This window comes from Lysobacter sp. TAF61 (assembly GCF_052113485.1).
GTDB lineage: Bacteria > Pseudomonadota > Gammaproteobacteria > Xanthomonadales > Xanthomonadaceae > Lysobacter_J.
Window position 1 is genome coordinate 819,051 of the sequence record NZ_JBFRDH010000001.1, and the last position, 19,360, is coordinate 838,410.

18 protein-coding genes are annotated in these 19,360 nt (G+C 66.6%); 13 read left to right on the forward strand and 5 right to left on the reverse strand.

Features of this window, described 5'->3' with window-relative positions:
• The 7 genes from minE (at position 1) to AB4Y64_RS03740 (ending at position 6,376) form a co-directional block, all read left to right on the forward strand.
• Positions 1-267: a cell division topological specificity factor MinE gene (minE, locus tag AB4Y64_RS03710; protein ID WP_441815070.1), complete on the forward strand. Its 267-nt coding sequence runs from the start codon at positions 1-3 to the stop codon at positions 265-267.
• 57 nt (positions 268-324) lie between these two features.
• Positions 325-795 carry a hypothetical protein gene (locus tag AB4Y64_RS03715; protein ID WP_441815071.1) on the forward strand — a complete coding sequence of 157 codons (471 nt, stop codon included), beginning with the start codon at positions 325-327 and terminating at the stop codon, positions 793-795.
• Between the two features lie 100 nt (positions 796-895).
• Complete coding sequence (locus AB4Y64_RS03720) at positions 896-2,914, forward strand: M2 family metallopeptidase (RefSeq protein ID WP_441815072.1); 2,019 nt, start codon at positions 896-898, stop codon at positions 2,912-2,914.
• A 136-nt stretch (positions 2,915-3,050) separates the two neighbouring features.
• Positions 3,051-3,431, forward strand: a complete 381-nt coding sequence (locus tag AB4Y64_RS03725) for a tautomerase family protein (protein ID WP_441815073.1) — start codon at positions 3,051-3,053, stop codon at positions 3,429-3,431.
• A gap of 143 nt (positions 3,432-3,574) precedes the next feature.
• Positions 3,575-4,063: a DUF202 domain-containing protein gene (locus tag AB4Y64_RS03730; protein ID WP_441815074.1), complete on the forward strand. Its 489-nt coding sequence runs from the start codon at positions 3,575-3,577 to the stop codon at positions 4,061-4,063.
• 9 nt (positions 4,064-4,072) lie between these two features.
• Positions 4,073-4,717 (forward strand): MarC family protein, encoded by a 645-nt coding sequence (locus AB4Y64_RS03735; protein WP_441815075.1) that lies wholly within the window; start codon positions 4,073-4,075, stop codon positions 4,715-4,717.
• Positions 4,718-4,807: 90 nt separating this feature from the next.
• Complete coding sequence (locus tag AB4Y64_RS03740) at positions 4,808-6,376, forward strand: arylsulfatase (protein ID WP_441815076.1); 1,569 nt, start codon at positions 4,808-4,810, stop codon at positions 6,374-6,376.
• A 57-nt stretch (positions 6,377-6,433) separates the two neighbouring features.
• On the opposite strand, the gene AB4Y64_RS03745 is transcribed toward AB4Y64_RS03740, so the two are convergent.
• Positions 6,434-6,880, reverse strand: coding sequence for a porin (locus tag AB4Y64_RS03745; RefSeq protein ID WP_441815077.1), 447 nt, complete (start codon positions 6,878-6,880; stop codon positions 6,434-6,436).
• Between the two features lie 269 nt (positions 6,881-7,149).
• Between AB4Y64_RS03745 and modA the strand changes: the two genes are divergently transcribed.
• Genes modA through AB4Y64_RS03760 form a run of 3 tightly spaced genes read left to right on the forward strand, consistent with a single transcriptional unit; the run spans position 7,150 to position 9,273 of the window.
• Positions 7,150-7,923: a molybdate ABC transporter substrate-binding protein gene (modA, locus tag AB4Y64_RS03750; protein ID WP_441815078.1), complete on the forward strand. Its 774-nt coding sequence runs from the start codon at positions 7,150-7,152 to the stop codon at positions 7,921-7,923.
• Positions 7,924-7,928: 5 nt separating this feature from the next.
• Complete coding sequence (gene modB, locus AB4Y64_RS03755; protein WP_441815079.1) at positions 7,929-8,648, forward strand: molybdate ABC transporter permease subunit; 720 nt, start codon at positions 7,929-7,931, stop codon at positions 8,646-8,648.
• Positions 8,635-9,273, forward strand: a complete 639-nt coding sequence (locus tag AB4Y64_RS03760) for an ATP-binding cassette domain-containing protein (protein WP_441815080.1) — start codon at positions 8,635-8,637, stop codon at positions 9,271-9,273. The genes modB and AB4Y64_RS03760 overlap by 14 nt, the downstream gene beginning before the upstream one ends.
• Here the strand turns inward: AB4Y64_RS03760 and AB4Y64_RS03765 are convergent.
• The 3 genes from AB4Y64_RS03765 to AB4Y64_RS03775 all read right to left on the reverse strand — a co-directional run bounded on the left by AB4Y64_RS03765 (position 9,270) and on the right by AB4Y64_RS03775 (position 11,702).
• Positions 9,270-10,079, reverse strand: coding sequence for a TOBE domain-containing protein (locus AB4Y64_RS03765; protein WP_441815081.1), 810 nt, complete (start codon positions 10,077-10,079; stop codon positions 9,270-9,272). The two genes, AB4Y64_RS03760 and AB4Y64_RS03765, sit on opposite strands and share 4 nt — an antisense overlap.
• Positions 10,080-10,154: 75 nt before the next feature.
• Positions 10,155-10,775, reverse strand: coding sequence for a hypothetical protein (locus AB4Y64_RS03770; RefSeq protein ID WP_441815082.1), 621 nt, complete (start codon positions 10,773-10,775; stop codon positions 10,155-10,157).
• Positions 10,776-10,796: 21 nt separating this feature from the next.
• Positions 10,797-11,702, reverse strand: a complete 906-nt coding sequence (locus AB4Y64_RS03775; RefSeq protein ID WP_441815083.1) for a DNA/RNA non-specific endonuclease — start codon at positions 11,700-11,702, stop codon at positions 10,797-10,799.
• A gap of 134 nt (positions 11,703-11,836) precedes the next feature.
• Between AB4Y64_RS03775 and cycA the strand changes: the two genes are divergently transcribed.
• Together cycA and AB4Y64_RS03785 are read left to right on the forward strand one after the other, a co-directional pair.
• On the forward strand, positions 11,837-13,231 hold the full coding sequence (gene cycA / locus AB4Y64_RS03780; protein WP_441815084.1) for a D-serine/D-alanine/glycine transporter: 1,395 nt from the start codon (positions 11,837-11,839) through the stop codon (positions 13,229-13,231).
• Between the two features lie 161 nt (positions 13,232-13,392).
• Positions 13,393-15,522, forward strand: a complete 2,130-nt coding sequence (locus AB4Y64_RS03785) for a M13 family metallopeptidase (protein ID WP_441815085.1) — start codon at positions 13,393-13,395, stop codon at positions 15,520-15,522.
• A 98-nt stretch (positions 15,523-15,620) separates the two neighbouring features.
• Here the strand turns inward: AB4Y64_RS03785 and AB4Y64_RS03790 are convergent, their stop codons facing one another.
• Positions 15,621-17,132, reverse strand: a complete 1,512-nt coding sequence (locus AB4Y64_RS03790) for an alpha/beta hydrolase (RefSeq protein ID WP_441815086.1) — start codon at positions 17,130-17,132, stop codon at positions 15,621-15,623.
• A gap of 213 nt (positions 17,133-17,345) precedes the next feature.
• Here AB4Y64_RS03790 and AB4Y64_RS03795 point away from each other — a divergent pair, with 213 nt between their 5' ends.
• Positions 17,346-19,358, forward strand: a complete 2,013-nt coding sequence (locus AB4Y64_RS03795) for a M13 family metallopeptidase (RefSeq protein WP_441815087.1) — start codon at positions 17,346-17,348, stop codon at positions 19,356-19,358.
• The last annotated feature ends 2 nt before the right edge of the window (positions 19,359-19,360 follow it).

Consider the following 19,360-nt stretch of genomic DNA (forward strand, 5'->3'; position numbering starts at 1 on the left):
ATGGGCCTTTTCGATTTCCTGCTGGCCAAGAAGCAGACCGCGTCGATCGCCAAGGACCGCCTGCGGATCATCGTCGCGCACGAGCGCGCCGGCCGCGGCGGCACCAGCCCCGATTACCTGCCGATGCTCCAGCGAGAATTGCTGGAAGTGATCCGCAAGTACATCAACGTCGATGCCGAGGCGGTCAAGGTCGACCTGATCGGCGACGGCGACAACAAGGTCCTGGACATCTCGGTGGCACTGCCGGAAAACCCGGCCTCGGCCTGATCGTCGCCTGCCATGCCCCTCCCGTTTGCGCGCAGCGAACGGGAGGGAGCCGTACCCATGCTCACCCTCTCCGACATCGACCCCACCGCCGTCGCCGCCCTGCTCGCCCGTTACGGCCTGCAGCTTGAGCGCGTGGCCGATGGCCAGCCCATCCCGGGCAGCTACTGGGGCGAATGCGAAGCCGGCCTGATCGGCCACAACGTCTACGCACGCGGCGACACGCCCGTGCATTCGCTGCTGCACGAAGCCGCGCACCTGATCGTGCTGCCGCCCGAGCGCCGTGCCCAGGTCCACACCGACGCCACCGACTCGATCGAGGAGGAGGACGCCGTCTGCGTGCTGCAGGCGCTGCTCGGCGACGCCCTGCCCGGTGTGGGCCGCGAACGCGTGCTGGCCGACATGGACGGCTGGGGCTACACCTTCCGCCTGGGCTCGGCCCGCGCCTACTTCGAACACGACGCCGACAATGCCTGGCAATGGCTGCACGAGCGCGGCCTGGCTGACTCCGGGACCCGCACCCTGGCCTGAAAGCGGTCCGGGACCTGTGCACCTTGCGCGACCGCGGACGGCCCACTAGCCTTCGGGGGCCTCGTCGCAGCAGCGCGGGCCTTACCCGGAGAGAACGAAGATGAAACCAGTACGCGCCCTGCTCGCGATCGGCATTACCGCCGCCGTGATCGGACTGGCCGGTTGCAAGAAGGAACCGACCCCGACCCCGACGACCGAAGGCGGCACCGCCACGACCGCGCCGGCAGGCGAGACCGCCGACCAGTTCATCGCCCGCGTCAACGACGAATACCGGAAGATGTTCCCGGAGATGACCGCCGCGCAGTGGCTGTCGTCGACCTACATCAACGACGACAGCGGCCTGGTCGCCGCCAAGGCCAACGAGCGCTACCTGGCCCAGCTCAAGAGCTGGATCGAACAGGCCAACAAGTTCGAAGGCCAGAAGATGTCGCCGGACACCGCCCGCGCGATCCAGCTGCTGAAGATCGGCGCAGCGATGCCGCCGCCGAAGAATCCGGCGCACCTGGAAGAACTCACCAGGATCGCCGCGCACCTGGAGCAGGTCTACGGCGCCGGCACGTATTGCACCGGCGACGGCGACGCCAAGCAGTGCCGCCAGCTGGGCGAACTCGAGGACGTGCTGCGCAGCAGCCGCGACTACGACACCCAGCTCGATGCGTGGCAGGGCTGGCACACGATCGCCCAGCCGATGCGCAAGGACTACACGCGCTTCGTCGAGCTGATCAATGAAGGCGCGCGCGACATGGGCTTCGCCGATACCGGCGAGCTGTGGCGTTCGGGTTACGACATGAGCCCGGCCGAGATGTCGGCGGAAACCGACCGCCTCTGGGGCCAGGTCAAGCCGCTGTACGAGCAGCTGCACTGCTACGCCCGCACCCGCCTGGAAGCCAAGTACGGCGAAGACAAGGGCCATGTCGCCGGCAACATGCTGCCGGCGCACCTGATGGGCAACATGTGGCAGCAGGACTGGGGCAACCTCTGGGACATCCTGGCGCCGTACCAGAACGCCGGCGACCTCAACATCACCAGCGCCCTGGAATCGCAGTACCGCGCCGCCTACGACGCACAGCTGGTCAAGCACGCCGGCCAGCGTTCGCCCACCGACCTGGCGCAGTTCGAGCAGGATGCCAAGCTCGCTTCGGCCAAGCTGATGACCGAGCGCGCGCAGGACTTCTACACCTCGCTGGGCATGCAGAAGCTTCCGGCGAGCTACTGGGACAAGACCCAGTTCATCAAGCCGCGTGACCGCGACGTGGTCTGCCATGCCAGCGCATGGGACATGAACATGGCCGGCGACGTGCGCACCAAGATGTGCATCAAGCCGAACGAGGAAGATTTCACCACCATCTACCACGAGCTCGGCCACATCTATTACGACCTGGCCTACAACAAGCAGCCGCCGCTGTTCCAGCAGGGCGCGCACGACGGCTTCCACGAAGCCATCGGCGACACCATCGTGCTGTCGATGACGCCCAAGTACCTGCAGTCGATCGGCCTGCTCGGCGACCAGCAGCAGAGCAACGAGGCGCTGATCAACTCGCAGATGCGCATGGCGCTGGCGAAGGTCTCGTTCCTGCCGTTCGGCCTGATGATCGACCGCTGGCGCTGGGGCGTGTTCGACGGTTCGATCAAGCCGGGCGATTACAACAAGGCCTGGTGGGAGCTGAAGGCCAAGTACCAGGGCGTGGCCCCGGTCACCGCCCGCGGCGAGGACTTCTTCGACGCCGGCGCCAAGTACCACGTGCCGGGCAACACCCCGTACACGCGCTACTTCCTCTCGCACATCCTGCAGTTCCAGTTCTACAAGGCGCTGTGCGACTCGGCCGGTTACAAGGGCCCGCTGTACGAGTGCAGCTTCTACGGCAACAAGGAAGCCGGCGCGCGTTACCAGGCGATGCTGAGCAAGGGCGCCAGCCAGCCGTGGCAGAAGACCATGAAGGAGCTGACCGGCGGCGAGAAGATGGATGCCTCGGCGGTGCTGGAATACTTCGCCCCGCTGCAGACCTGGCTCAAGCAGCAGAACGAAGGCAAGACCTGCGGCTGGGAGTCCGGCGGCACGACCGCGGCCGCACCGGCGGCAAAGCCGGAAGCCAAGCCGGAGGCTGCGAAGAAGGGTTGATTCTCCCTTCGCGCAACGAGAAAGGGCCGGCTGACGCCGGCCTTTTCTTTTTGGCGAGTCCGCCACCTTTGATTCGCGCGGACTACATGGCGCATCTGCTACGTTTGCGCCCTCCCCCGTGCTGCAGGAGCTCGACATGCCACTGGTACGTGTAGACCTGATGGAAGGAAAGGACGACGCCTGGTTGCAGGGCATCGGCGATGTGATCCATGCCGCCATCGAGGACGTCCTCAAAGCCCCCAAGGATGACCGCTTCCAGGTGTTCACCCGTCATCCGCGCGGCGAGCTGTCGATCGACCGGACCTACATGGGCATCGAGCGCAGCGACGACTGCATCCTCATCCAGGTCACGATCAGCCAGGGTCGAAGCGTCGAAACCAAGCAGGCTTTCTATCGCGCGGTGGCGGATGGCCTTCACGAGCGGCTCGGCATGCGCACGCAGGACGTCTTCATCAACCTCGTCGAAGTCGTCAAGGAGAACTGGTCCTTCGGTGACGGGATCGCCCAGTACGCCTAGACAGAATGCGACCGGCAAGGGATTTCGCGGCACGCATCGCGAGGTAATGGAACCTTCACGCCGACCCGCATCCACCGGGATCACACTGGCCGCCCGCTGCGGCCTATAGCTGCGGCGCCTTCCAACGCGAGGTCCGCATCGCCATGACCCAGGTCCCTGCACCGCCGCAGTTGCCGGCCGATGTCGCCGCCGAGATCGATGGCAAGCCCGACGTCGCCAGCTCATCGACGAGATTGTCGATCTACCGCACGCGCCTGTCGGTGTATCGCACGCAGGTATCGAACCTGCGCTCGCACCTGGCCAACGAACGCACCCACCTGAGCTACCTGCGCACGACCGTGTCGCTGGTCGGCTTCGGCATCACCCTCAACCGCTTCAGCCTGTACCTGGTGCAGGAGAAGGAACTGACGGTGCATCACAGCCGCCATTTCCTGCGCGATGCCGGCAACGCGGGCCTGGGCATGGTGGTGCTCGGGCTGTTGCTGCTGATGTGGTCGATCTATCGCTACTCGGCCGTCGGCAAGGACATCGAGCGCGGCCAGTACATTTCGCACCAGAGGGGCACGATCGCGGCCAGCATTGGCCTCCTCCTGCTCGGCGGCCTCACCGCCGTTTGGCTGTTCGTGCGCTGAGGCGACGCGATGATCATCCAGGCAGCGACCCAGCCCAGCAGTGGCTACATCCTGACCACGGCCAACGTGATGCTGCTGTTCTTCATCATGCTCGGACCGGTGAAGATCCTGGCGCCGTTCCACCGCGCGACCGCGGCGATGGAACCCAGGGCGGTGCGGAGGATGGCGACCAGGGTCGCGCTGATCAGCGCCGCTACCCTGCTGGTCGCTGGCCTGGTCGGCAGCGCCATGATGCAGAAGTGGCGCATCAGCGTCCCGGTGATGGAGCTGACCGGTGGCATTGTCTTCCTGCTGGTCGCACTGAAGCAGGTGCTGGAACAGTACAGCGTCCCTGCACCGGCGCCGGCATCGGACACCGAGCCCCGGCTGATGCACCTGGTATTCCCGATCGTGGTGACTCCCTATGGCATCGCGGCGCTGATCGCGCTGATGGCCCTCAGTGGCGACACCTCGCGCTCGACCACACTGCTCGGCGGCGTCATGGCGATCATGGCGATCAACCTGGTGGCGATGATGTTCGTGCGCCAGGTCATGCGCGGGGTCGGGCCGCTGGTGTTGCAGATCTTCGGTGCGGTGCTGGCGGTCCAGCAGGTCGCGCTGGCGCTGCAACTGGTGGTGGTGGCATTGAAGGGAATGGGGGTGGGGTTGAAGTAGTCGTTCGACCACGGGGACGTGGGGAATTCGGGGACGTGGCATCCAATCCGAATCGCGGCGCGGCCGCTCGAACTCCAAGGAGTTTCAACCATGGCAACTGCAAAGAAGGGCGACAAGCCGAACATTCTTGTCATCTTTGGCGACGACATCGGCATGTGGAACGTCGGCGTCTATTCGCACGGAATGATGGGCAACACACCCAACATCGACAGCATCGGCCGCGACGGCATCGTCTTCACCGATCACTACGGCCAGCCCAGCTGCACCGCCGGGCGCGCGGCCTTCATCATGGGCCAGCTGCCGATCCGAACCGGCATGACCACCATCGGCATCCCCGGTTCCACCCGCGGCATCCAGGCAGTAGACCCAACCCTGGCCGAGGTGCTCAAGTCAGTGGGCTATGCCACCGCGCAGTTCGGGAAGAACCACCTGGGCGATCGCAACGAATTCCTGCCGACGATGCATGGCTTCGACGAATGGTTTGGCAACCTCTACCACCTCAACGCCGAAGAAGAGCCGGAAGAACTCGATTATCCCGGCCAGAAGAACCCGGAATACAAGAAGAAGTTCGGCCCGCGCGGCGTCCTGCACGCATGGGCGGCCGACAAGGACGACGCCACCACCGACGACAAGTTCGGCCGCGTCGGCAAGCAGAAGATCGAGGATACCGGCCCGCTGACGCGCAAGCGCATGGAAACCTTCGACAGCGAAGTAACCGCCAAGACCCTCGACTGGCTCGACCGCGTCGGCAAGGGCGACAAGCCGTTCTTCTGCTGGTTCAACACCACCGCCATCCACATCCATTCGCACTGCACGAAGAAGTACATCCAGATGGCCGTCGACGAAGGCCGCGCCGAGGAAGACGTGGTGCGCGCCAAGATGCTCGAACACGACGAACAGGTCGGCCAGCTTCTGGCCAAGCTCAAGGAGCTTGGCGTCGACGACAACACCATCGTCGTCTACTCCACCGACAACGGCAACGAACTGATGCTGTGGCCGGACGGCGGCTATGCGCCGTTCCGTGGCGAGAAGGGCACGACCTGGGAAGGTGGCGTCCGCGTTCCCTGCCTGATGCGTTGGCCCGCCAAGGTCAAGCCGCACACCATCTCCAACGGTATCCAGAACCACGAAGACCTGTTCGCCACGCTCGCGGCCGCGGCAGGCCTGCCCGACCTCAAGGACAAGCTGATCGCCGGCTACACGATGAATGGCACCAAGTACAAAGTTCACCTCGACGGCTACAACAACCTCGACCACTGGACCGGCAAGTCGGCCAGGTCGGCGCGGCGCGAGATCTTCTATTACGACGAGACCGACCTGATGGCCGTGCGCGTCGACGGCTGGAAGATGCACATCGGCGTCAAGCGCGAAGGCAGCTGGTGGGACGCCAAGTACTACCCGAGCGTGCCGTACGTGTTCAACCTGCTGATGGATCCGATGGAGAAGATGGACCCGCAGTCGCACGAGTGGGGCTACATCGGCCGCAAGTTCTTCGCTTCGAAGCTGTGGGCTCCGACCGCCGCCGGTCCGTTCATCGCCGCCCACCTGAAGAGCCTGCTGGAGTTCCCGCCGTCGCAGGGCGCCGACACGCTGAGCATGAAGAAGGCACTGGACGAGGCGCAGCGCAAGATGGAGCAGCCGCACGCGAGCAGCAACTGAGCATCACGATGGCTTGGGGATCCTGCGTCCCGCCGATCCGGCGGGACGCAGCTTGGCTCAGTACGCGAACTGCAACCGCGCCTGGAACACCGTCGGCTCGTCGCCGTCCATCGGCCCGCCATCGACCTCGAGCACCTTGACGACGTTGAAGCTCGCGCGCAGGTACTGATTGAGGTACCAGTTCAGCGCGGCGGTGGCGTTGCGTTCGCTGCCGCCGTTGATGTTGCCATCGCTCAGGTCGATGCTGCTCAACCGCAGCGCCACTTCGAAGGCGCCCCAGCCGTCGCTGCCGAAGTTGTGCGCGGGCCTGATGCCGTCGAAGTAGCCGCGGTTGCCCAGGTACGGGCGCGCCTCGCCGGTCAGCGTCCATGCCGCCTGCGCGTACCAGCCGCTGAAGTCGAGGTCGGCGCCGGTGCCGCGCGACACCCGGGTCGCCTGGTACTCGCCCTGCAACGGTGGGTGGCGAGGGCGTGGTGCTGTCCTTGGTCGACAGCTTGAAGCCATCGTCGGTGCTGGCGGTCGCTTCGGTCTTCTGCTCGGCCTTGAGCTCGGCGTATTCCTCGGCGGTGATGATGCCCTTCTGCGCCAGCAGTTCGAGCAGGCCGCTCTTGGCCTGGGCGGGCTGGGCGGCGCACAGCAAAAGGAATGTCGCCGCCGCGGCGGCAAGCGGGATGGGACGCATGGCTTGGACTCCCCGACAAGCCGCACAAAGGGCGGCGGAATGCGCTATATATCGCGCTATATAGCGTCCAACTGCCGCCCGGAGCAACACCATGCCCGCCCTGCCCGCCTTCGTTCGTCGCCTCGCCCTGATCGCAATGCTCGCCTTGGCCGGCCCGGCCATGGCCGAGGAACCGGTCCGCGTCTTCGCCGCCGCCAGCCTCACCAACGCCCTCAACGACATCGGCGCGGCCTGGGAGAAGGCCGGCCATCCCAAGCCGAGCCTGGCTTATGCCGCCTCCTCCGCGCTGGCCAAGCAGATCGAAGCCGGCGCGCCGGCGGACGTGTTCGCCTCGGCCGACCTGACCTGGATGGACTACCTCGACGACCGCGGCCGGATCACCGCCGGCTCGCGCGTCAACCTGCTCGGCAACGACCTGGTGCTGATCGTGCCCAAGGGCCAGACCGTTCCGGTCGAAATGAAGCGCGGCTTCGACTTCGCCGGCGCCTTCAAGGGCAAGCTCTGCACCGGCGAGCCGGGGGTGGTGCCGGTCGGCATCTACGCCAAGCAGAGCCTGGAGGCGCTGGGCTGGTGGACCTCGCTCAAGGGCCGCATCGTCGGCACCGACGATGTCCGCACCGCGCTGGCTTTCGTCGAACGCGGCGAGTGCCCGCTCGGCATCGTCTATGCGACCGACGCGAAGATCAGCAGCAAGGTCGACGTGCTCAAGGCCTTCCCCGACGACACCCACAAGCCGATCGTCTATCCGTTCGCGGTGGTCAAGGGCGCCCGCCCGCAGGCACAGGCGTTCGTGCGATTCGTGCAGACCTCGGCCGCGGCTGCGGATATCTTTGACCGCTACGGGTTCACCCGCCTCAAACCCTGATCCGCATGTGGTTGTCGCCTGAAGAGTGGGATGCACTGCGCCTGTCGGCCAAGGTGGCGCTGTGGTCGACCGCCGCCTGCCTGCCGTTCGGCATAGCGCTGGGCTGGCTGCTGGAACGCAAGCGCTTCCCCGGCAAGTTCTGGATCGACATGCTGGTGCAGTTGCCGATGGTGCTGCCGCCGGTCGTGCCGGGCTACCTGCTGTTGCTGCTGCTTGGCACCCACGGCCCGCTTGGCGGTTGGCTGCAGGAGACGTTCGGGATAGTGGTGGCCTTCACCTGGAAAGGCGCGGTGATCGCGTCGGCGGTGATGGCGTTCCCGCTGATGGTGCAACCGATCCGGCTCGCATTCCGGTTGATCGATCCGCGCCTGGAGAATGCCGCGATCACGCTGGGTGCGCGGCCGTGGAGCGTGTTCTTCAGCGTGACACTGCCGCTGTCGGTGCCGGGGGTGATCGCCGGCAGCTTCCTGTGCTTCTCGCGCAGCCTTGGCGAGTTCGGCGCGACGATGGCCTTCGTCGGCAATATCCCCGGCGAGACGCGCACCCTGCCGCTGGCAATCTACAGCCTCACGCACGTGCCCGATGGCGACGCCGCGGCGTTGCGGTTGTCGCTGCTGTCGATCGCGCTTGCAGTGGTGGCGCTGCTGCTGAGCCGATGGGTCACCCATCGCGCCGAGCGCAAGCTCGGCTTCCAGGACCACCGGGCCCAACATGCTGAACTTTGACCTCGACTTCGCCCGCGGCGATTTCACGTTGTCGGCGCGCGCCGAGGTCGGCGCCGGCGTCACCGGTGTGTTCGGCCCGTCCGGTTCGGGCAAGAGCACGCTGCTGGCGCTCATTGCCGGACTGCTGCGGCCCTCGCGCGGCGCCATCCATGCCGACGGCGACGTACTGGTCGACACCGCCGCCGGGCGCTTCGTGCCGCCCTGGGACCGTCACTTCGGTCTGGTGTTCCAGGATGGCCAGCTGTTTCCGCACCTCACCGTGCGCCGCAACCTGCTCTACGGCCACGACCGGATCGCGCCTGACATGCGCCGCCATGACCTGCAATCGGTGGCGCAGTTGCTGGAGATCGTGCCGCTGCTCGACCGTCGCCCGGCGCTGCTGTCCGGTGGCGAGCGCCAGCGTGTGGCGCTCGGCCGCGCCCTGCTCTACTCGCCGCGCCTGCTGCTGCTCGACGAGCCGCTGTCGTCGCTGGACGATCGCCTGAAGCAGCAGATCCTGCCGTTCCTGCGCCGCGTCAAGGAAGAGATGCGCGTGCCGATGCTGTACGTCAGCCACGCCCGCAGCGAGATCGACTACCTCGCCGATGCGGTCATCACGATGGAGCGCGGCCGCCTCGGCGGCTAGGCGCCCACCGCCAGGATCACGCTCGATGCCTTGAAGATCGCCGCGGCCTCCACGCCTTCGGCGAGCTGCAACGCCTGCGCCGAGGTGTTGGTGATGATCGCGGCGACGGAGTTGCCGCCTCCCAGGTCGATCACCACTTCGCTGTTGACCGCGCCGGGCTGCACGCGCGACACCGTGCCCTTGAGGCGGTTGCGCGCCGACAACTTGACGTCGCCATCGACGCCGGTGGCGACGATCACGCTCGACGCCTTGATCAGCGCAACCGCGCTGTCGCCCACGGCCAGGGCCATGTGCTGCAGGCTTTCGTGAGTGATGATCGCGACGATGCGCGCCCCGCCCGAGAGTTCGAGTTCGACCTCGTCGTTGACCGCGCCGCTGGCGATGCGGACGACCTTGCCGGCGAAATGGTTGCGTGCGCTGGTGAGCAGGGTCAGTCTCCCGAGGGTGTCCAGTTCCGCGCCTGCGCCAGACATCCGCGCATTGAGGCGTTCGATGAAACGGCCGTTCTCTTCCTCGACCGCGCGCCAGGCCTCGACGAGCCGCCGGCCATGATCAGTCAGGCGAGTACCACCGCCGCCCTTGCCGCCGACGACACGCTCGACCAGCGGCTGCCCCGACAGGTTGTTCATTGCATCGACCGCGTCCCAGGCCGCCTTGTAGCTCAGCCCCACCTCCCTGGCCGCGGCCGAGATCGACTCGACCTGGCCGATCGCCGCCAGCAGGGCCATCCAGCGCCGGCCGGCGAACGGCCCGCGGCTGGCTTCCACGGTGAGCGCGCTGTTGATGCGGAACGACGGCAAGGTCATGGCGCCAGTATGCCGCGAACCGGGCAGCCCTCCAGCCCAGCCCTCCAGCCCCGCCCTCCAGCCCAGCCCACCCACCTAGACAACCAGGCGCAGCCCCAACCTCAGCAGCGCCACCTTCAGCCCCACCGCCCGGCCCACGCCGGTCTGCGGACTCTGCGATACGTGGATCCCCACGAGCTTCGCATCCGCGGTCATCCAGGCCGCGCCGGAGTCGCCGCCGGCGAACGCCGCGTAACCCGTCGGCATTGCGGCGTCGGGCAGCACATCGAAACCGGTCGCATCGATCTGGCCGATGTGCGCACGCGTCACGCCCGTGGCGAATCCGGATTTCACCACCACCATTCCGGTAGCCGGCTCGGTGACGCCCTGCCAGGCGCCCAGCTCGAGGATCGTCGGCGACGTAACGATGTTGCGGGCGATGCGGAACGCGACGATGTCGATGCCGGCGGCAAACTTCAATGCCGTCTGCGGCTCCGACACCAGCGCCCCTACCGCACGCAGATCGGGTTGGAACACATCCATGCGCAGCGCACCGGCGCGGGTGATCACATGCCCGGCGGTGACGCCCCAGCGGTCCTGGCCGTCGCCGGTGGCCAGGCATCCCAGCGTGCCAAAGGTGCCCAGTTCCGCCGACGAGATGGCGACCCCGGCGCGAAGAGGCCGATAGCGCAGGCGGTAGTTGGCGATGCCGATCACTGCACGATCCCTACGGCGCGGTCACGGTTGCGCGAACTGGCCGGCAGTCGCTTCCAGCCGTTGCGATTGCGCCGGTTCGAGCTCGGGCATGAAGTCGAACCCGGAGCGCTCCTCGATCCAACGCACCGGCTTGATGAAATCCGCATACGCATACGGCGACGGCGGCTTGGCATTGGCGATCACAAACGCGACTGCCTCGACATCGCCATTGCCCTTCTGGCTCACCACGATCTTGAACAGATGCGTCGGCACGGCCACGCCCGCACCGATCGTGAAGTACTCGACCCAGCCGTCGGCGGTGGCAGCGTGTTCCTCGTCGGGGTCGTAGAGCAGCGCGCCGGTGATCACCCAGGTGACTTCGCTGTCGGCCGCCATGAGGCGCACGCGCTTTTCCAGCTGGCTCCACACGCCGGAATTGAAGCCGCCCAGTTGCGGTGACATGTTCGACAGGTAGAACGATTCATCGAGCAGCCGCTTGCTCCAGGCCTGGTCCTCGGCCGGGGCGTGATGGCCGCGGGCATAGCCCGAACCCTTGTAATCGCCCAGTTCGGCGCGCGGCCCGGACAACTCCGGATCGGCGCGGAAATGGTCCTTGCGCGGGAAAGCGCTGGTGAGATGTTCGGGCACCAGCCGCTCACAGACCCACAGTGGAATCCGGTACTGGCCGCTGTGTTCGAGTGCGTAGCCATCGCGGACCACGAACTCGGTGAAGCCGTGATCCCAGCCGGGCACATGCTGCGGCATGCCGAACGGGCACAGCTCGTCGACCTTGTCGATCTGCGCGGCGGTCAGTTCGGTCCCCTGCAGCGCCTGGAAGGCACTGTGCTGGGCACGCTCCATCCGCTTGACCGGCGCATGCGTCGCGCAGGAGGCCAGCGTGCACATCAGCAGCACGCACGTCGCCACAATGGCCAGGCGCTGGTTCATGGTCCGTCACTCGCTCCGGGCGCACTCCGCCAGAGCAGACAACGCAGCGTTCGCGGCCCGACGGCCAGGCCTATGGCGGCGGCTGGCCGCTTCCCCTATGTTGTGGGCACACCCAACCACCACGGCCGCGCCACATGTCCGATTCACCCGTGCATCCGGATCACCTCAAGCGCAGCCTCTCCAACCGGCATCTCCAGCTCATCGCCATAGGCGGCGCCATCGGCACCGGCCTGTTCATGGGCTCGGGCAAGACCATCCACCTGGCCGGTCCTTCCATCCTGCTGGTCTACCTGATCATCGGCATCATGCTGTTCTTCGTGATGCGGGCGATGGGCGAACTGCTGCTGTCGAACCTGGAATACAAGTCGTTCATCGACTTCTCCACCGACCTGCTCGGGCCCTGGGCCGGATTCTTCTGCGGCTGGACCTACTGGTTCTGCTGGATCATTACCGCGATCGCGGATGTCATCGCCATCGCCGCCTATGCGCAGTTCTGGTTCCCCGGACTGGCGCCGTGGATACCGGCGGTGATGTGCGTGGTGCTGCTGCTGTGCCTGAACCTGGTCACGGTGAAGCTGTTCGGCGAGATGGAATTCTGGTTCGCGCTGATCAAGATCGTGGCCATCTGCGCGCTGATCGTCACCGGCCTGGGCATGGTCGCCTGGGGCTTCCAGTCGCCGTCCGGGCACGTGGCCTCGCTGACGAACCTGTGGAGCGACGGCGGGATGTTCCCGACCGGCATCGCCGGCTTCTTCGCCGGTTTCCAGATCGCGGTGTTCGCCTTCGTCGGCATCGAAGTGGTCGGCACCACCGCCGCCGAGACCGCCAACCCGGAACGCAACCTGCCCAAGGCGATCAACTCGATCCCGGTGCGGATCATGCTGTTCTACGTGCTGGCGCTGGTGGCGATCATGGCGGTGACGCCGTGGCGCGAAGTGGTGCCCGGCAAGAGCCCGTTCGTGGAGCTGTTCGTGCTTGCCGGCATCCCGGCGGCCGCCAGCCTGATCAACTTCGTGGTGCTGACCTCGGCCACCTCGTCGGCGAACAGCGGCATCTTCTCGACCAGCCGCATGCTCTACGGACTGGCCCAGGAAGACCACGCGCCCAAGTCGTTCGCGCTGCTGTCGCGCGCGGCGGTGCCTTCGCGCGGCCTGCTGTTCTCGTGCCTGTGCCTGCTCGGCGGCGCCATGCTGGTCTACCTGATCCCGAACCTGGTGACGGCGTTCACCCTGATCACGACCGTGGCCGCGGTGCTCTTCATGTTCGTCTGGTCGCTGATCCTGTTCGCCTACATCGCGTACCGCCGCAAGCGCCCGCACCTGCATGAGGCATCGCAGTTCAAGATGCCGGGCGGCGTTGCCATGTGTTACGCCTGCCTGGTGTTCTTCGCCTTCGTGCTGGTGCTGCTGACCCTGCAGGCCGACACCCGCCAGGCACTGCTGGCCAGCCCGGTCTGGTTCGTCCTGCTAGGCGTCGGCTACCTGTGGCGCCAGCGCCGCGGCGTCGCGCTCCCGGCCGGCTCGGCCTGACCGACAGCTGATCAGGGGGCCTGACCGGCCCCCTGCAGGGCCCGCCGACGGTGCCGACCCTGCCCTCAGACCGCCCATCGTGACCTTCGACACCCCCCCGCGGGGCCGAACCAGTCCAATATCCGCCGATGCCCCGCCCAGGGGCTGTCGTTTCATTTCCCATGCCTGACCGGCCGGAGCCATCAGTGAGCCTCAACAAACCGCAAGTCCTCGTACTTTCCCTGGCTGTCGTTACCGCCCTGGCCGCCTGCGCCAAGAAGGAAGAAGCCGCAGCGCCCGCCGCCGACGCGGCCAAGCCGGCCGAATCGGCCGCCTACACGCTCGACGACAGCAAGCTGCCCGGCGTGAACCGCTTCGCCATCGCCGACCTCGATACCACCAAGGACGCGTGCACGGACTTCGGCGGCTACGTCAACGGCAAGTGGCTCGCCAGCAACCCGATCCCGGGCGACCGCACTTCGTGGGGCGCGTTCGAGATGCTCGCCGAGCGTTCGATCGCCGTGCAGCGCCAGCTCGCCGACCAGGCCGCCAAGGACGCCAATGCCACCGGCGTGCAGAAGATCGTCGGTGACTTCTGGGCCACCGGCATGGACGAAGCCAAGATCAACGCACAGGGCATTGCCCCGCTGAAGGGCCACCTCGACGCGATCGCCGCGCTCGACAGCCAGGAAAAGATCGCCGACTACCTGCGCACCAGCGCAGCCAAGGGCGAGAACCTGCTGTTCGACTTCGGCGCCGAGGCCGACTTCAAGGATTCCAAGAACAACATCGCCTACGCCACTCAGGGTGGCCTGGGCCTGCCGGACAAGAGCTACTACTTCGACGCCGACAAGAAGGACAAGCTGGCCGCCTACGAGAAGCACGTCGCCAAGGTGCTCGAGCTCAGCGGCGTAGCCGCCGCCGATGCCGCCAAGCAGGCCAAGGACGTGGTTGCCTTCGAGACCCGCCTGGCCAAGGCGTCGCTCGACAAGAAGACCCTGCAGCGCGACGTCTCGCTGTACTACAACCCGACCAGCCTGGCCGACGCCGACAAGCTGGCGCCGAACTTCCCGTGGACCAAGTTCTTCGAATCGCAGGGCGTGACCGCGCCGGCGATGTTCTCGCTGGCGATGCCGGACTTCCACAAGGAAGTCAGCAAGATGCTGGCCGACGTGCCGGCCGCGCAGTGGCAGAGCTACCTGCGCTTCCACACGGTCGACAGCGCCTCGCCGTACCTGTCGGACGCGTTCGTCCAGGAAAACTTCAACTTCTACAACCAGACCATGCGTGGTCAGAAGGAGATGAAGGAGCGCGGCAAGCGCGTGCTGGCCACGATCGAGAACGAGGCCGGCGAAGCGCTGGGCCAGATGTACGTCAAGGTCGCCTTCCCGGAAGAGTCGAAGGCGCGCATGCAGACGCTGGTGAAGAACCTGTCGGAGTCGCTGAAGGGCCGCATCGAGCACCTGGCCTGGATGAGCGACGACACCAAGAAGAAGGCGATGGAGAAGTGGGCCGCCTTCACCCCCAAGATCGGTTACCCGGACAAGTGGCGTGACTGGACCGGCCTGACCACCAGCCGCGACAGCTACATCGGCAACGTGCTGGCCGCCAACGAGTTCAACTACAAGTGGAACACCGGCAAGATCGGCAAGCCGGTCGATCGCACCGAATGGGGCATGCCGCCGCAGATGGTGAACGCGTACTACAACCCGTCGCAGAACGAGATCGTGTTCCCGGCCGCCATCCTGCAGCCGCCGTTCTTCGATCCGAAGGCTGACGACGCTGCCAACTACGGCGGCATCGGCGCGGTCATCGGCCACGAGATGACGCACGGTTACGACGACCAGGGCAGCCGTTTCGGGCCGTCTGGCAACATGGAAGTGTGGTGGACGGATGCTGATGCGAAGAGCTTTGCCGGTCGCACCGACAAGCTGGCGCAGCAGTTCAGCGACTACCGCACCGACGCCGGCGGCAAGGTCGACGGCAAGCTGACCCTGGGCGAGAACATCGCCGACCTGGGTGGCCTGGCCACGGCCTACGATGCGATGAAGAAGGCCACCGACGGTGCGCCGGATCCGAAGACCGACGGTCTGACGCGCGATCAGCGCTTCTTCCTCAACTGGGGCACCGTGTGGCGCCGCAGCTTCACGCCGGACGAGCTGAAGTACCGCCTGACCAACGATGAGCACGCGCCGGCCACGTTCCGCGCGATCGGTGCGCCGTCGAACCTGCCGGCATTCGCCGCTGCGTTCTCGTGCAAGCCGGGCCAGCCGATGGTCCGCGAAGGCGACAAGCAGGTTGTGATCTGGTGATGCTGTAACGCTTTACCTGGCCCTCGTCGGCAAGGCAGAAGGCCCGGGATCTCCCGGGCCTTCTTTTTTGGCTGGCGCCTTCGTTTTTGCAGCCAGGGCTACCTGGAGGGAATCGTCTCGACGACCCGCCCCAGCATGTACCCATGAAACGGATTGAAACTGAGGCGGCTCAGGCTGTCCTGCGAAACCACCAGAACGTTGCGCTCCCCGCGTACGGCCAATGCCCCCAGCTGCACGATCCTGCGCCCCGACGGCACGTTGCCGTACAGCGCATCGTCCTGCGCGAACGGCAGGCCGATGTGCGACAACGAATACACATCGCCCGGATACCGCAGCCCGGTCTGCTGCTCCTGCACCACCGCCGAACCGACCGGGCGCGTGCGCGCCACCACCGTGGAATCCTCATCCGATTCCGCACCGACCACCGTCAGCGCGTAACGCCGTGACGGTTTCTGCAGGGCATCGCGCACCCATTCGGTCGCTGTCGTGCGCAGCACCGGCGCGACCACGCGATTGCGATTGACGTCGAACAGGACCAGTTCGCTGCCATTGCTTGCCAGGCGGTCGAACAGGCGCGTCATCACCGCCTGCGCGCCGACGGTATCGTCGACCACCGACTGGAACGCGAGGATCGGCGGCACCTGGTCCATGTGCTTCTGCGCCGCCACTTCGTCCATGGCGACCTTGAGTTCGTCGGTGACCAGATACGACTCGCGCGCGGCGCGCACCGGGAACGAGTTGTACTTGAACGCGTTGAACTCCGGCAGCAGGTCCAGCCAGGCTGACTTGGCGTAGCGCGGGAACAACGCCGGCCATCCTGCGATGCCGGCGAAACGGGCAAAGCGGTTGACTTCGATCATCGGCGACATCAGCACGATGCGGGCGACGCCACCCGGCTCGCCGCGTTCGATCCGGGTCATCACGTAGTGCAGCGCCAGGGCGGCTCCGTTGGAGTAGCCGACCAGGTGGATCGGCAGCCGTCCGCCGGCCCTGCGCCGGGCCTCGGCCATCGTCATCTCGACCGTGGCGTGCCATTCCTTGCGACCTTCCCGGGTCAGTCCCGCCGGCACCGTGCCGTGTCCGGGCATGCGCGGCGCGATCGCGATGAAGCCGTGGCGGCGATACAGCTCGGCCATGCTGAGCATGCTGTAGGGCGAATCGGTCAGGCCGTGCACCAGCACCACGACACCTCTCGCCGTACCGGCAGGTTCGAGCACGTACGAACGGTTCCAGTCGTGGCCGAATGCTTCCGGTGAGGTCAGGCTGCGCGCGTAGTAGCGATCAAGCGGCGTGCGATCGCCGGGCTTCATCTCGCTGTCGAGCTTGCGGCGCAGTTGCCCGAACATGCGCTGCTCGGCGGCGACATAGTCCTGCCAGGTGCCGGTGGCGATTGCCTGGGCGCTGGGTTCATCGGGCACGATCGTGTGCCACGGTTGCAGCGACGGCCCCTGGGTGGACAGGCACGCACGCACGCCGAACACCACCAGCAGCAGCAATGCCACCGCGACGATGCTCTTGCGCAACATCCTGCCCGTGAATGCAAACAGGCCCGACACGAAGGGGAACCCGCGTCGCGGAGCCTGGTCGTCATCATCCGGTGCCGTAGCCATGCGCCTTCCCTTGCTTCGCACGATGCGCGCATGGTCGCACGATCCGGTCACGCGCTCCGGTCGCACGATCCGGTCACACGCGCCGGTCGCGCCGCCGTTGCCCGCCCTCCCCCGCCGAGCCCCGGTTCTGCGCCGCCCGCGGTGCCCAGATGGGCATCACATGGCCGCTGCTAGACTCCGGGCCACCCCGCCTCCCCCGGTATGGATTCCGCCATGAACCTGCGCCCGCTTGCCTGTGCCTTGGCCCTGAGCCTGATCGCCGGACTCGCCTCGCCGCCCGCCGATGCCCAGAAGAAGCGCGCCGCCAAACCCAAGGCCGAAGCCGCGGCCAATGCCTGCAGCGACTTCTACGCCAACGCCAATGCCGACTGGCTCAAGAGCAATACGCTGCCGCCCGGCGTCGGTTCGGTGTCGGCACTGGAGCAGCTCGGCGCGCGTTCGCGCCAGCAGCAGCTGGACCTGCTCGACGCTGCATCGAAGTCGCCGCAGAACAACGTGCAGCGCCTGCTTGGCGACTTCTGGGCCAGCGGCCTGGATGAAGCTGCGGTCGAGCGCGAGGGCGCGCAGCCGATTGCACCGCTGCTCGGTCGCATCGATGCGATCAAGAGCGCCAAGGACATCCCGCCGGCGATCGCCGCGCTGCACCAGGTCGGCATCCCGGTGCTTTTCAACTTCGGCGCCGATGTCGACCTCAACGATTTCAGTCGCCACATCGGCTACTTCGCCCAGGGCGGCCTCGGCCTGCCCGACCCGGCCTACTACACCCGCACCGACGCCGACACGCGCGCCCTGATGGGCCGATACAGCAGCTACGTGCAGAAGATCCTGGCCCTCACCGGCACACCACAGGCGCAGCTGGCCAGCGATGCGCAGGCGGTGATCGACCTGGAGACGCGCATCGCGAGCGCGTCCAGGCCGCTGCTCGACCTGCGCGACCCGCGCGGCAACTTCGGGCCGGTTGCAACCAATACGCTGGGCAAGAAGTACAAGCGCCTGCAGCTCGACCAGTTCCTCAAGGTCCAGGGCGTCAGCGACGACACCGTGTCGATGGCCAACCCGGCGCTGTTCGCGCAGCTCGACACGCTGGTGGGCAGCCTCAAGCCGGCGCAATGGAAGGCGTACCTGCGCTGGCGCATCGGCGATGCGATGGCGCCGTACCTGGCCAAGCCATTCCGCGATGCGAGCTACGAATTCCGCGGCCAGGTGCTGCAGGGCCTGGCCAGTCCGCCGTCGCGCCCGCAGGCGGTGCTCGATGCGATCACCCTGGCCGCCGGCCCGATGGTCGGCCACGAGTACGCGGCGCGCTACCTGCCCGCCGCCACCGACAAGCGTGCCGAGGAGATTGCTGCGCAAGTGCGCGACGCGCTCGGCCAGGCGCTCGATCGCGACACCCGTTTCAGCGAGTCGGCCAAGGCCGAAGCCAAGGCCAAGCTCGGCAATCTCAAGATCGAAGTCGGCACGCCCAACCGCGATCTCGACTACACGGTGCAGCCGATGGGCCGCGGCAGTTTCGGCAGCAACATGCTGATCGCCTCGACCTGGCGCCATCGCGAGGAGATGAAGCGCATCGGCCGCGGCAACGCCGACCGCCGCTGGGACGTGCTGCCGCAGGAGCCGTCGCTGGCCTACGACATCACCCAGAACCGCCTGATCGTGACCGCGGCGATGCTGCAACCGCCGGTGTTCGATACAGGCAAGTCGGCGGCATGGCTGTATGGCTCGTATGGCGCGCTGGTCGGCCACGAACTCAGCCACGGCTTCGACAACCGCGGTCGCTTCGTCGACGCCAAGCAGGAACTGCGCGACTGGTGGACGCCTACGGAAACCTCCGCATGGGACGCGATCGGCAAGCGCGTGGCGACGCAGTACGGCGGCTTCGATTACCCGGGCCTGGGTGGCACGCGCGTCAACGGCACCCAGACCGCGGGCGAGGACATCGCCGACCTCGCCGGCGTGGAACTGGCCATGGCCGCGTGGCGTGCATCCGAACCGGCCGCAGCCAAGCCGGCAAGCCAGGATTTCTACAAGGGCTGGGCGTCGTTGTGGCCGCAGCACATGACCACCGACACCGCGCAGCAGCGCGCGGCCACCAGCGTGCATGCGCCGGGACGCTGGCGCGCGAACGGGCCGCTGCTCAACCAGCCTGCATTCGGTGAGGCGTTCGGCTGCAAGGCGGGCACCGGCATGCAACTGGCGGCAGACCAGCAGATCCGGTTGTTCCCGTAGGC

Excerpts from the sequence above, each read along its gene's own strand:
- AB4Y64_RS03730 (WP_441815074.1), top strand. The coding sequence starts at position 3,575 with ATGACCCAGGTCCCTGCACCGCCGCAGTTGCCGGCCGATGTCGCCGCC.
- AB4Y64_RS03785 (WP_441815085.1), top strand. The coding sequence starts at position 13,393 with ATGCCTGACCGGCCGGAGCCATCAGTGAGCCTCAACAAACCGCAAGTC.
- AB4Y64_RS03790 (WP_441815086.1), bottom strand. The coding sequence starts at position 17,132 with ATGGCTACGGCACCGGATGATGACGACCAGGCTCCGCGACGCGGGTTC.
- AB4Y64_RS03735 (WP_441815075.1), top strand. The coding sequence starts at position 4,073 with ATGATCATCCAGGCAGCGACCCAGCCCAGCAGTGGCTACATCCTGACC.
- cycA (WP_441815084.1), top strand. The coding sequence starts at position 11,837 with ATGTCCGATTCACCCGTGCATCCGGATCACCTCAAGCGCAGCCTCTCC.
- AB4Y64_RS03775 (WP_441815083.1), bottom strand. The coding sequence starts at position 11,702 with ATGAACCAGCGCCTGGCCATTGTGGCGACGTGCGTGCTGCTGATGTGC.
- AB4Y64_RS03715 (WP_441815071.1), top strand. The coding sequence starts at position 325 with ATGCTCACCCTCTCCGACATCGACCCCACCGCCGTCGCCGCCCTGCTC.
- AB4Y64_RS03765 (WP_441815081.1), bottom strand. The coding sequence starts at position 10,079 with ATGACCTTGCCGTCGTTCCGCATCAACAGCGCGCTCACCGTGGAAGCC.
- AB4Y64_RS03740 (WP_441815076.1), top strand. The coding sequence starts at position 4,808 with ATGGCAACTGCAAAGAAGGGCGACAAGCCGAACATTCTTGTCATCTTT.
- AB4Y64_RS03760 (WP_441815080.1), top strand. The coding sequence starts at position 8,635 with ATGCTGAACTTTGACCTCGACTTCGCCCGCGGCGATTTCACGTTGTCG.
- modA (WP_441815078.1), top strand. The coding sequence starts at position 7,150 with ATGCCCGCCCTGCCCGCCTTCGTTCGTCGCCTCGCCCTGATCGCAATG.
- minE (WP_441815070.1), top strand. The coding sequence starts at position 1 with ATGGGCCTTTTCGATTTCCTGCTGGCCAAGAAGCAGACCGCGTCGATC.
- AB4Y64_RS03725 (WP_441815073.1), top strand. The coding sequence starts at position 3,051 with ATGCCACTGGTACGTGTAGACCTGATGGAAGGAAAGGACGACGCCTGG.
- AB4Y64_RS03720 (WP_441815072.1), top strand. The coding sequence starts at position 896 with ATGAAACCAGTACGCGCCCTGCTCGCGATCGGCATTACCGCCGCCGTG.
- modB (WP_441815079.1), top strand. The coding sequence starts at position 7,929 with ATGTGGTTGTCGCCTGAAGAGTGGGATGCACTGCGCCTGTCGGCCAAG.
- AB4Y64_RS03795 (WP_441815087.1), top strand. The coding sequence starts at position 17,346 with ATGAACCTGCGCCCGCTTGCCTGTGCCTTGGCCCTGAGCCTGATCGCC.
- AB4Y64_RS03745 (WP_441815077.1), bottom strand. The coding sequence starts at position 6,880 with ATGGCTTCAAGCTGTCGACCAAGGACAGCACCACGCCCTCGCCACCCA.